The 11,092-nt window shown below is 75.6% G+C and carries 8 protein-coding genes and 1 pseudogene; 3 read left to right on the top strand and 6 right to left on the bottom strand.

Going from position 1 to position 11,092, the window contains the following annotated elements; all coding sequences use genetic code 11:
- The 3 genes from ACFWOG_RS33245 to ACFWOG_RS33235 all read right to left on the bottom strand — a co-directional run.
- The coding region (locus tag ACFWOG_RS33245) for a serine/threonine-protein kinase (RefSeq protein ID WP_380362887.1) at window positions 1-1,032 on the bottom strand (1,032 nt) is incomplete at its 3' end.
- Complete coding sequence (locus ACFWOG_RS33240; protein WP_329947687.1) at window positions 1,029-1,832, bottom strand: FHA domain-containing protein; 804 nt, start codon at window positions 1,830-1,832, stop codon at window positions 1,029-1,031. The genes ACFWOG_RS33245 and ACFWOG_RS33240, both read right to left, overlap by 4 nt.
- 172 nt (window positions 1,833-2,004) lie before the next feature.
- Window positions 2,005-2,859, bottom strand: a complete 855-nt coding sequence (locus tag ACFWOG_RS33235; RefSeq protein WP_380362884.1) for a peptidoglycan DD-metalloendopeptidase family protein — start codon at window positions 2,857-2,859, stop codon at window positions 2,005-2,007.
- Between the two features lie 368 nt (window positions 2,860-3,227).
- Here ACFWOG_RS33235 and ACFWOG_RS33230 point away from each other — a divergent pair, with 368 nt between their 5' ends.
- Window positions 3,228-3,467 carry a hypothetical protein gene (locus ACFWOG_RS33230; RefSeq protein WP_380362882.1) on the top strand — a complete coding sequence of 80 codons (240 nt, stop codon included), beginning with the start codon at window positions 3,228-3,230 and terminating at the stop codon, window positions 3,465-3,467.
- Window positions 3,394-3,867, top strand: a pseudogene (locus ACFWOG_RS33225) (AMP-binding protein); the annotation flags it as partial. The gene ACFWOG_RS33230 and the pseudogene ACFWOG_RS33225, both read left to right, overlap by 74 nt.
- A 132-nt stretch (window positions 3,868-3,999) precedes the next feature.
- On the opposite strand, the gene ACFWOG_RS33220 reads toward ACFWOG_RS33225, so the two are convergent.
- On the bottom strand, window positions 4,000-5,178 hold the full coding sequence (locus ACFWOG_RS33220) for an N-acetylmuramoyl-L-alanine amidase (protein ID WP_380362880.1): 1,179 nt from the start codon (window positions 5,176-5,178) through the stop codon (window positions 4,000-4,002).
- Window positions 5,179-5,377: 199 nt separating this feature from the next.
- A complete protein-coding gene (locus ACFWOG_RS33215; RefSeq protein ID WP_380362878.1) occupies window positions 5,378-8,776 on the bottom strand; it encodes a BTAD domain-containing putative transcriptional regulator in 3,399 nt (1,132 codons plus the stop codon).
- A 261-nt stretch (window positions 8,777-9,037) separates the two neighbouring features.
- On the opposite strand from ACFWOG_RS33215, the gene ACFWOG_RS33210 reads away from it, so the two are divergent.
- On the top strand, window positions 9,038-9,766 hold the full coding sequence (locus ACFWOG_RS33210; RefSeq protein WP_380362876.1) for an NAD(P)H oxidoreductase: 729 nt from the start codon (window positions 9,038-9,040) through the stop codon (window positions 9,764-9,766).
- A gap of 62 nt (window positions 9,767-9,828) precedes the next feature.
- Here the strand turns inward: ACFWOG_RS33210 and ACFWOG_RS33205 are convergent.
- Window positions 9,829-11,092 (bottom strand): tetratricopeptide repeat protein (locus ACFWOG_RS33205; protein ID WP_380362874.1); only part of this gene is annotated, 1,264 nt, incomplete at its 5' end.

The following is an 11,092-nucleotide window of genomic DNA, read 5'->3' as shown; positions in this document are numbered from 1 at the left end:
GGCTGCCGTCGGCCGGTCTCCCCCCGCGGCCGGGTCGGACCCGTCCGCCTCCGGCCCGTCGCCGGCCGTCCGGGCCCGGCGGAGCAGCGAGAGTGCGTCGTGCGCGGCGCGCTGCTCGTGGGTCGGTGCGAGGCAGTCGGCGACGATCTGCCGCCAGCCGGCCGGCAGGCGGGGGGAGAGGCGGAGTTCCTCCCTGCCGCGGGCGTAGCGTGCGGTGGCGTCGCGGCGGGCGGCGGGGGTGGTGCCGGGGAGCGGCAACGATCCGGTCAGGACGAGGTGGGCCAGCACGCCGAAGGCCCAGATGTCGGTGGTGGGCCTGGTGCGGATACCGCGTTCCCCGACGTCGGCCCAGAGCAGCTCGGGCGGCGTGTAGTCGGGTGTGGCGAACGCGGGGGAGTAGGCGTGCGTGTCCTCCAGTTGCGCGGAGAGGTTGAAGTCGGCGAGCCGGGTCGTGCCGTCGGCCATCAGCAGGACGTTGGCGGGCTTGAGGTCGCCGTGCACCCAGCCGGCGCCGTGCAGTTGGTGGAGCCCCTCCAGGACGTCGGTGAGTACGCCGGCGGCCCGTCCGGGCGGCGCGCCGTCGTCGGCGAGGAGGGTGTCGAGGGAGCGCTCGGCCCGTTCGAGGACGAGGACGGTGGCGCCGTCGAGCTCGGGGCGGGCGGGGTCGTCGACGGTCAGGACGTCGTGCAGGCGGATCAGGCGCGGTGCTCGCAGGGTGCTGAGCAGGGCGATCTCACGGTCGGCCAGCTCGCGCAGATGACGGAGCTGGCGAGGGGTGCGGGTGCCGGTGGGCAGGAACTTGAGCGCGACGCCCGCGCCGGTCGCGTCCGTGCCGGTCCCTGTCCCCGTCCCGGTCGTGTGGCCCGCCCCGTCGGAGACGTCGGCTCCCCGGCCCGCGTACACGCTGCCGAATCCGCCCGCGCCCAGCGGCTCGCCGACCTCCCAGGGGCCGACCCGGTAGCCGGACGGGACGGTGAGCGACCCGGAGGACGCCGGGCGGGCGGGTGCCGGGTGCTGCTCCGGCCCGCTCATCGGCGGGGCCTGCCCGTCACCGGGGCGGTGAGGGCGGCGAGGTGCTCCTCGCGGACCAGGTCGAAGCGGAGCGCCAGCGACACGAGCGCGTCCTTCTTCCCGTTCAGCCGGATGCCCGGGCCGTCCGGGTCGGCGGCGGCCGTGTCCGGTGCGGCGCGCAGGCGGAGTTTGACGGCGAGATAGCCGATGTTCCACTGCACCGCCGCCCGGTTGACCTCGGGCCAGATCGGCCGCAACCGTGTCACCACCTGTTCGACGGTGGGCAGCGGCGCGTGTGGCCGTCCGCGGAGCCGGGGTTCGCACAGGGCGGTGAGGACGAGGAAGTAGCGTTTGGTGCGGTCGAGCGGGAAGGCCACCACGGTGGGCGTACCGCCGCGGTCGCCCTGGCCGCCGGCGTCGTCCGGTCCGTCGGGGCCGTCGGGCGCCCCGAACTCGACGTACTCGTGGCGTGGCGCCCAGACGTCGAGGCCGAGCAGGTCGCCCCCGGCCGGCAGGACGATCCGGGCGAACTCGAACGGGACGGGCGCCTCGACCCGGCCCGGGGCGACCTTGATGTGCTCACCTGCGCCCTCGGGGTTCTCGACCACGTAGGTGGCGGAGGGGCTGAAGTTGCTCAGCGACCAGAAGGTGCCGACGCAGGTGATCTCCCCGGCGGAGCGGGAGACACCGGCGTGGGGGAGCAGGAGGTGCCGGCGGTGGTCGGCGGGGGCGCTGCGGCCGAAGTGGAGCGTGTCGCCGGGCGCCAGCCGGATCTGGGCGGACGGGTCGGCCGCCGTCGGAACCACGATGATACTGTGCATGACACAGTACCTTCTCCCGGACAGCCGGGAGAAGGTAGGTGCAGAGGGCCAACTTCCGTTGAAAGTGCCGTTTCTCGACCGTTTTTGACGCTCGATCAGCTAGTATCCCGGTCGCTCCGCCCTCCGGGTGACCGTAGCCGTTCGCGCCGGAGCCGGTCCCGCCGCGCGGTCGTCAGCACTCGCCGCGCCACTCGATCCGGTCGACGGTCCGCCCGCCGGACGGCAGGTTGCCGCGGCCGTCGGTCGGGCCGAAGTGCAGGCACTGGCTCCCGCCCTCCCGGAAGTACACCTGCACGTGGTCGTAACCCGGCTGCGGATTCCCGTTGTTGAAGAACGACCGGCGCAGTCCGCAGGTGCTGGAGGGCACGTCGACGTCGGTACGGCAGACGGTGCCGGTGCCGTCCGTGCCGGAGTAGAAGCAGACCCAGCCCGCCGGGCAGTCCTGCCAGGCGTCGGACGGGCCGGGGGAGCAGTTGCGGCTGGTCACGCTCGGCCACTCCCGCGCGGCACCCGCGTACTCGACGCCGTCGAACCGCGCCGGCACCCGGTGGCTCTCGTCGGTGAAGTCACCGCCGGTGGTCAGGTGGCGCTGCTCGTAATGCAGGTGCGACCAGCCGGAGTTGCCCGTGGTGCCGATCCGCCCGATCAGGGTGGACGGGGTCACCGGGTCGCCCTTCTGCACGTACGCGGCCGGGCCGTCCTTGAGGTGGTAGTAGGCCGTGAACCAGCCGTTGCCGTGGTTGATCTGGACGGTGTTGCCCGAGCCGTTGTTCCAGTACGTGGCGGAGACGGTGCCCGCCGCCGAGGCGAGGACCGGCAGCCCGTCGGAGCCGGTGTTGTGCTCGACCACCATGTCCAGCGCGGGGTCGTGCCCCCAGGTGTTCAACTGCCACATGGTGCCGCACGGGAACGGCAGTTGGAACACCGGCCTGGTGTCGGCCGAGGCCCGCCCCCGCGCGGGGGAGGCACCGGCCGGGACCGCCCCGCCCAGCAGGGCCAGCGCCGCGAGCAGCACCGGCAGCAACACGCCCGGTAGGCCCCGCCGGTACGCCGTTCGCCCCGACGTACTTCCCGTCGTTCTCTCCACGGTCCCTCGTCCCACGGTCCCTCGTTCCACGGTCCCTCTCCCCACTGTCCCGACTCTCCGGTGCGCTGCCGGCAGGTGTGTCCCCGCCCGGACGACGGCGGCCGGACGGCCCCGCCCGGAGAGCCCGCCCTCGCCCGCCGACCATCCTGGGCCCGTCCGGGCCTTCCCCGGCACCTCAGACCTGTGAGGGTCCGGGCGGTGGCCCCCGGTCCCGGGCCCGAAGGACCGCTGTCCGGACGGGTGACGGGGTGGGGCGGTCTGCGTAGACTCGGTCGCCCTGTGCCCGGACGAGTCCAGGAGCCCTCGCCATGACCTCGCCGTCTCCCAGCATCAGTGCCGGCAGCGTCTCCACGCCGCTGCTGGACCACACGATCGGTGCCGCCCTCGACCTCGCCGTGCGGGCCTTCCCGGAGCGGGAGGCCCTGGTCGACGTGCCGGGCGGACGGCGGTGGACGTACCGGGAGTTGTCGGCGGATGCTCGGCTACTGGGAGGAGCCGGACCGGACGGCGGAGGCGATCGACGCCGACGGCTGGATGCACACCGGTGACCTCGCGGCGATGGACGAGGAGGGCTACCTCACCGTCACCGGCAGGCTCAAGGACATGGTCATCCGGGGCGGCGAGAACATCTACCCGCGCGAGGTCGAGGAGTTCCTGCACACTCATCCCGACATCCTGGACGTCCAGGTGATCGGCGTGCCCGACGCCCGGTACGGGGAGGAGCTGATGGCCTGGGTCCGGCCGCGCCCCGGTGCGCCGGAGCTGACGGCCGAGGTCCTGCGGGAGTACTGCGCCGACCGGATCGCGCACTACAAGGTGCCGCGTTACGTGCACCTGGTCGACGAGTTCCCGATGACCGTGACCGGGAAGGTCCGCAAGGTGGAGATGCGGGAACAGGCGGTCGGGCTCCTGGGCCTCGGCGGTGCGGCCGGCGTCGAGCACGCCTGAACGGCGTCCCTGCGCGGGTGTGCCGCCCGGCCACCGGTGGCCCCGGGGGGTACCCGGTGCCACCGGCAGCCGGAGGTCGGCTGCAGGAGGTCAGCAGCAGGAAATCAGCTGTCGGACGTCACCTGACGGAGGTCACCTGCCCGAGCCGATACGGGCGGCGACGTCGGCGCGCAGGGCGGGAAGGGTGGCGTACGTGACGCCGCCGGGGCACTCGGTGGCCAGCCAGTCGCGGTGGCCGCTGATCATGTCGACCGGCTTGGTCACACCGTTGACCGGGTTGACGTAGGTGACGTGGGCCTGCGGGTTCAGACCGTGCGTACCGGCCGCGAGGGCGAGCAGCAGGGTGAGCGAGTGCCGCGCCTGCGCGGTGGGCTCCTGGCCGGTGAGGGTGCCGAGCAGGGCGATGCCGAGGTTGCCGGAGTTGAACCCGGCGGTGTGGAAGGCGGTGACCACGTTGCCGGTCGCGTCGTGCCCGGGGATGCCGTCCTCGCCGGACCAGCGGCCCTCGTAGATCCGCCCGGCCTCGTCGATCAGGAAGTGGTAGCCGATGTCGCCCCAGTCGAGGGTGATGGCGTGGTACTCGTAGATCGCCCGCACGGTGGCCGCCGGGTCGGCGTCGGCGTTCGGGGTGTCGGTGTGGTGCACCGTCAGGGTCTGCAGCGGGTAGTACTTGGCGGGGGAGTTCTCGGCGCCGTTCTTGAAGCGCTTGGACTCGTCGGCGCCCCACGCGGCGCGCGGCAGGTACTGCACGCCGCAGAAGGTGGTGGGAGCGCTCGGGGAGATCGAGGCGCTGCGGACCGGACCGTGGGTGGTGTCGACGGCCGCGGAGCGGAGGTTGGCGGCGCCGTCGGGCAGGCGCAGCTCGTAGCCGACCGCGCCGTCGGCGGCGACGAGCACGGTGGCGGCGGGGGCGGCCGCCGTCGCGAGGTCCGAGTGGCCGACCGGGTCCGGGCCGCCCGCGCAGCCGGCGGTCAGCGGCTTCCAGGCGCCGGGCCCGGTGCCGTCGTGGTGGAGGCGGATGGCCGCGCCGCGCCGGGGGCCGTCCCAGCTGACACCGACGTAGCGGATCGGGAACTCCGCGCGGACGTCGGCGGCTGCCCCGCCGGCCGCGGACCGGGCCCGGGTGGCGGGGGTGGTGACCGTACGGGCGGGGTTCGAGGCCGGGGCGGCCGGCGTGCCGGCCGGGGAACCGGTGGCAGGGGTGCTCGCAGTGGCGGCGTTCGCGGCGTTCGCGGTGGCGAGTGCGGCGGCCGTGGCGCCTATCGCGGTGACCAGGGTGCGCCGGGTGACGGCGGGTCGGGCGTTCGGCATGGGTGTCCTGTCTCGGGGTGTGGAGCGGGTGAAAACGGGCACGGCCGACGTGACGACCCGTCGGACGGAGGCAGACGGGTGCCCCGAATGACGGCTCGGCAGTCGGCTATGAATCTATCCAGATGATCGTTTTGGTTCGTAATTTTTCAGAAAACCTGTGCCCGAAGGGGCAGAAACAGCACGAAAGTCCGATTTCGATTCACCGGGCCGGGAGGCCGCTCGCCGGGCTGTCGAACGGGGCGAAGCGGGCCGGGTGGTCGGCCACCGGTGTCCGTTCGCCCCGGGCGTGGGCGGCGGCGAAGCCCTCCGCGCCGAGGGCGCCGAGGGCGCGGGCACCGATCCGGTCGGTGTCGAAACGCTCGGCCGCGGGCAGCGGGGAGCCGACCGAGCGGCGCAGTTCGGCGGCGGTGCCGAGGAGCTCGGCTGCGTGTTCGGCGTACTGGGCGTGCTCGCGGTGCCCGACCTGCTCGTCCTGCCCGGTGGCGGACCCGGCGACCGAGGGCGAGCCGAGGGAACGGGCGCCGGCCAGCCCCTCCAGGGCGAGGGCCACCGCCCGGACGTCCCCGGTCCGCTCGGCGGTGCGCAGTCCCTCCAGGTGGAAACCGGTCGCGCGCCCGGCGTCCCCCCGCTGCTCGGCGGCGAAGCCGAGCTGCGCCAGGATCAGAGCGGTGCCGGCGTCCACGCCGTGTTCGCGGTTCCAGGCGAGCCAGGGGAGGAGAAGTACCTCCGCGGCTTCGAGGTCGCCCCGGCGACGGGCGGTGAGGGCGAGACCCATGTCGGCGAACTGCTGGGCGGGCCGGTGCGACTGCTCGACGGCGAGCGTCCGGGCCCGCTCGTGCAGTCGCGCGGAGGCGTCGAGGTCCCCCGTGAGCAGGGCGATCCTTCCCGCCCGGGAGAGCAGGAAGGACAGGTCGGTCCAGAGCCTCAGCTCCTCCGCCAGCCGGACACCCTCCTCGTGCAGCCGGCGCGCCCGGTCGTAGTCACCGGCGATCTCGGCGAGCACACCGAGGTGCTCGGTCGCCCGGAGGCGGCCCCAGCCGTCGCCGAGTTCCGCGAACAGAGCTGCGCTCTCGGTGGCGTGGTGGCGGACGGCGGGCAGGTCGCCGCGGTAGCCGGCCTGCGCCGTCAGGGTGGCGTGGGCGGCCGCCTCGCCCCAGCGGTCCCCGGTCCGGCGGAACTCCGCGAGCAGACGGACGGTCTCGGTGCCTCCCGTGCCGGAGCGGCCGAAGCCGCAGCGGGCGAATCCCAGCAGCCAGCGGGCCCGGGCCTCCGCCGGGTGGCCGGTGCCGCCGCCGTGCTCGGTGCCGACGGCACCGGCGTCCGCCGGATCCTCGTCGGGCGCAAGGCCCCGACCGGCGCCCCGACCGGCGCCCCGACCGGCGCCCCGGTCGGCCTCGGCCTCACCGGTGAGCAGGGCGAAGGCCTCCCGGCGGGCCAGTGCGGCGGCGCGGGCCGCGTCGGCGGGCCCGGCGAGGGCCAGCACGGTGGTCAGCCGGTGGTGCGCCTCGGCCGGACGGCCGCGCAGGAACCAGTACCACGTGAGCGCGTTCACCAGCCGGGTCGCCAGTGCGGTGTCGCGCTGCTCGACGGCGTCGCCGAGGGCGGCGCACAGGTCGGGGTTCTCCCGGTCGAGGCGGTCCAGCGCGGCGTGCTGGCCGGGCCCGTGGAGCAGCCTGCCGGTGTGCTCGGCGAGCTCGGTGCAGTACGTACGGTGGCGACGCCGGACGGCGGCGGTCTCGTCCGCCTCCTCCAGCCGCTCCAGCCCGTACGCGGCGATGGACTCCAGCAGCCGGTACCGGGGGCCGCCGTCCTCCCCGCCCGGGCCGGAGGATCCCGCACCCCCGGAACCCGGGCCCGCCGGGCCCGCGCTCACGGACACCAACGACCGGTCGACCAGCCGGCCGAGCGTGTCCAGGACGGCGGACGCGGGCAGGTCGGCCGGCTGCGGGCCGGGCGTGGCACAGACCTCCTGCGCGGCGTCGGCCGTGCAACCGCCGGCGAACACGGCGAGCCGGCGCAGCAGCGTGCGCTCCTCGTCGCCGAGCAGCTCCCAGCTCCAGTCGATGACGGCGCGGAGCGTGCGCTGGCGGGCCGGGGCGTCCCGGCGGCCGGCGGTGAGCAGCCGGAACCGGTCGTCCAGGCGCGCGGCGATGCTGTGCACGCCGAGCGCGCGCACCCGGGCGGCTGCCAGTTCGAGGGCCAGTGGGATCCCGTCCAGCCGGGCGCAGATCGCGGCGACCGCGTCGGCGGTGGCGGGCCCGAGTGCGAAGTCCGGTGCGGCGGCCCGCGCACGGGCGGTGAACAGCGCGATCGCGTCGCTCTCCGCGAGCGGCCGGACCAGGTGGAGGGACTCGCCGTCCAGGGCGAGAGGTTCCTGACTGGTCGCCAGCACCCGCAGGCCGGGGGCGTGCCGGAGCAGGTGCGCGGTGAGGTCGGCGGCCTGGTCGACGAGGTGCTCGCAGCCGTCCAGCACGAGCAGGAGGTCCCGGGCCCGCAGGGCGCGCGCCAGCCGGTCGGCGGCCGATCCGGCGGCGTGGTCCTCCCGGAGGCCGAGTGCGGCGGCGACGGCCGCGGCCAGGTCACCGGCGAGCGGCGTGAGTTCGACGAACCGGACGCCGTCGGCGTGGTCGCCGGACACCTGGGCGGCCACCTCCAGGGCCAGCCGGGTCTTGCCGACCCCGCCCGGTCCGACCAGGGTGACCAGCCGGCCGTCCCGCACCAGCCGGTGGACCCGGGCCGCGTCCGCCGCCCGGCCGACCAGGGCGGTGACCGGGGCCGGCAGGTGGGCCTCGCCGTGCTCCGGCGGCGCGGGCGCGCTGCCCGCGGTGGCGGCCGGTACCCCCAGCGACGGGTCCTGCCGCAGCAGGGCGGTGTGCAGGTCGCTGAGTTCGGGCCCCGGGTCCAGGCCGAGGTCCTCGGCCAGCTGCGCCTTGATCTCGGCGTACCCCGCGAGCGCCTCGCTCTGCCGGCCCGCCCGGTACAGCGCGCGCAGGTGGGCCCCCCGAAGCCGCTCGCGCAGCGGGTGTTCGGCCACCGCGGCGGCCAACTCGTCGGCCAGCTCCCGGTGCTGGCCGAGGTCGAGGCGGGCCTCGGCGGATGCCTCCAGGGCGGTCAGGTACTGCTCGTCCAGGCGGACCGCCACGGCCCGGGCGAACGTCGCGTCGCGGAACTCGGCGAGTGCCGGGCCGCGCCACAGGGCGAGCGCCTCCCCGAGCAGCCGGGCCCGCCCGGTCCGGTCCCCCGCCCGGTGCGCCTGCTCGGCCAGGGCGGTCAGCACGGCGAACCGCCCCGTGTCCACGGCCTCGTCGGCCACCTGGAGGGTGTAGCCGGCCGGCGTCAGGGCGACCAGGGCCCGGGCTCCGGGTTCGGCCTGCTCCAGGGCGCGGCGCAGCTGCGACACCTTCGTCTGGAGGGTGTTGGCCGGGTTGCCCGGCGGCCGGTCCTCCCAGAGGTCCTCCACCAGCCGGTCGGCCGGGAGCGGTCGCCCGTGGTGGGCGAGCAGATCGGCGAGCAGGGCCCGGACCTTCGGTTCGCGGACGGTGACGGGCGAGCCGTCGTCGGTGCGGATCCGCAGGGGGCCGAGCAGGTCGAAGCGCATGACGCCACGTTAGGCGGTACCGGTCCGGTACCGGCGGGCGGGGCGTGCACGGCGGGTGGCCGCCCCCGGGGGGCGGACGGCGGGCGGGGCGCCGCCCGTGCGCAGGCCGTGAGCGGTCCGTGCGCGCGGCCCGGCAGGGTGATTCCCGTGAACGGCGGAGCCCACCGGGGCCCGCCGGACGACCGCCCGCGCGACAGCGTCCGGGACAGGCCCCCCGCGGGACCTCCCGCCCGGCCGCCCGACTTCCCGAGGAGCAGCACCGTGACCCGAGCCGTGACCCACCCCGTCGCCGACCCCGTCCTCGACCTCGTCACCGACCCCGCGCTCCACCGTGCCGACTCCGCAGCCCGCCGCGCAGGCGAGGGCGGCGAGGTCTCCGGGGGCGGCGCCCTGCCGGAGGGCCGCCGACCGCAGGTCCTGCTGGTCCTCGCCCATCCGCGGCCCGACTCGCTGACCGCCCAGGTGGCCGCCCGGGCCGCAGACCGGTTCGCCGCCGCCGGCTACCGGGTGGACCTGCTCGACCTGCACGCCGAAGGCTTCGATCCCCGGATGACGCCCGAGGACGAGCCCGACTGGCAGCACCGGGACAAGACCTACTCCGCCGACGTCCGGGCCCACATGCGGCGGATCGAGGCCGCCGACGTCATCGTCCCCGTGTTCCCGCTCTGGTGGTTCGGCCCGCCGGCCGTCCTGAAGGGCTGGATCGACCGGGTCTGGAACTACGGCTTCGCCTACGGGCGCAGCCGGCCGGGGCTGGCGGCCAAGCGGATGCTCTGGCTCGGGCTGAGCAGTTACCCGGCGGCGGAGTTCGCCGAGCTGGGCTGGGACGTGACGGTCACCCGCCTGCTCAAGGCCGGCATCTCGGAGTTCTGCGGCATCACGGACGCCTCGGTGGTCCTCCTGCACGACTCCCTCGCCGCCGGCGGGCGCGTCCTGGACGAGACGGACCGCGCGATCGGCGCCCTCCTCGCTCCGGCCCCGGTCGGATAGCCCGGCCCGTTCCCGCCCTGCTCCCGCCGCCCCGGCGCCCCGGCGCCGCCGGCCCTACCGCCTTACCCCAGGAGCCGCAGAGCTGCCTCGGCCCGGGCGGAGACGGGCGGCTCCGCGTGGGTCAGCTCGGCCACGTACAGGCGGATGTCGGCGAGCACGGCACGCGCGCCGGCCACGGCGAGGAAGGCGCGTGCCAGGCCGTCCGGAGCGGTGTCCCCGAGGACGAGGCCGTGGACGAACTGCCGAACCGCCACCTCGAAGGGGTCCTCGGGATCGCCGTACGGGGCTTCGAGGAAGGCGCTCCACTCGGGGGCCGAGGCCGCCCGCCCCGCCTCGAACAACCGCAGCATGGCCTCCTCCGCCAGGACCGGCGCGGTCGCCGCGTCCGCCGGTGGCACCTCGCGCAGGGCCTCCCGTGCGGCCGTGAGCTGTCCGTCGTGCCGGTACGCCGCGACGAGGGCGCACCGCACCGCGGTGTCGGCGGGATCGAGGGCGAGGACGGCGGCGAGGTCGGCGACGGCCTCGGCCGGCCGGCCCGCCTGACGGTGCGCCTGGCCCCGCTCGGCGTGGGCCCAGACGTACTCGGGGTTGAGGGTGAGCGCTGCGGTGAGGTCGGCGACGGCCTGCTCCGCGTGGCCCGCCTGACGGTGGGCCTGACCGCGCGAGCCGAGCGTCCAGCCGTCGTCCGGATCGAGCGCGAGCGCCGTGTCGAAGTCGGCCACCGCCTCCTCCAGGTCGCCCGCGAGCCGGTGCACCTCGCCCCGAAGTGCGAACGCCCAGGCGTAGGAAGGATTCAGGGTGACGGCGGCGGTGAGGTCGGTGATGGCTTCGTCGGGTCGGCCGGCCTGGCGGTGGGCCTGGCCGCGGGCGCGGAGCGCCCAGACGTCCGACGGGCTGAGGGCGAGCGCGGCGGTGAGGTCGGCGATCGCCTGCTCCGGGAGGTCCGCCTGCCGGTACGCCTCGCCGCGCCCGGCGAGGGCCCAGGCATAGGCGGGGTCGAGGGTGAGTGCGGCGGTGAAGTCGGCGACGGCTTCCTCCAGCCGGCCGGTCTGGCGGTGGGCCTCGCCCCGTTCGGCGAACGCCCAGGCGTACTCGGGGTTGAGGGTGACGGCGGCGGTGAGGTCGGTGATGGCTTCGTCGGGTCGGCCGGCCTGGCGGTGGGCCTGGCCGCGCGAGCCGAGCGCCCAGGCGTGGTCAGGGCTGAGGGCGAGCGCCCTGTCGAAGTCGGTGACGGCTTCCTCCAGCCGGCCGGTCTGGCGGTGGGCCTCGCCCCGTTCGGCGAACGCCCAGGCGTACTCGGGGTTGAGGGTGACGGCGGCGGTGAGT

It is taken from the genome of Kitasatospora sp. NPDC058406 (genome assembly GCF_042722765.1).
Taxonomy (GTDB): Bacteria; Actinomycetota; Actinomycetes; order Streptomycetales; family Streptomycetaceae; genus Kitasatospora.
Note: the sequence above shows the minus strand (reverse complement) of the source record. Positions and strands in the feature narration are given on the sequence as shown.

Bases quoted from the DNA above. Each gene is read 5' to 3' on its own strand.
- ACFWOG_RS33240 (WP_329947687.1), bottom strand. From the start codon at position 1,832: ATGCACAGTATCATCGTGGTTCCGACGGCGGCCGACCCGTCCGCCCAG.
- ACFWOG_RS33230 (WP_380362882.1), top strand. From the start codon at position 3,228: ATGACCTCGCCGTCTCCCAGCATCAGTGCCGGCAGCGTCTCCACGCCG.
- ACFWOG_RS33220 (WP_380362880.1), bottom strand. From the start codon at position 5,178: ATGCCGAACGCCCGACCCGCCGTCACCCGGCGCACCCTGGTCACCGCG.
- ACFWOG_RS33215 (WP_380362878.1), bottom strand. From the start codon at position 8,776: ATGCGCTTCGACCTGCTCGGCCCCCTGCGGATCCGCACCGACGACGGC.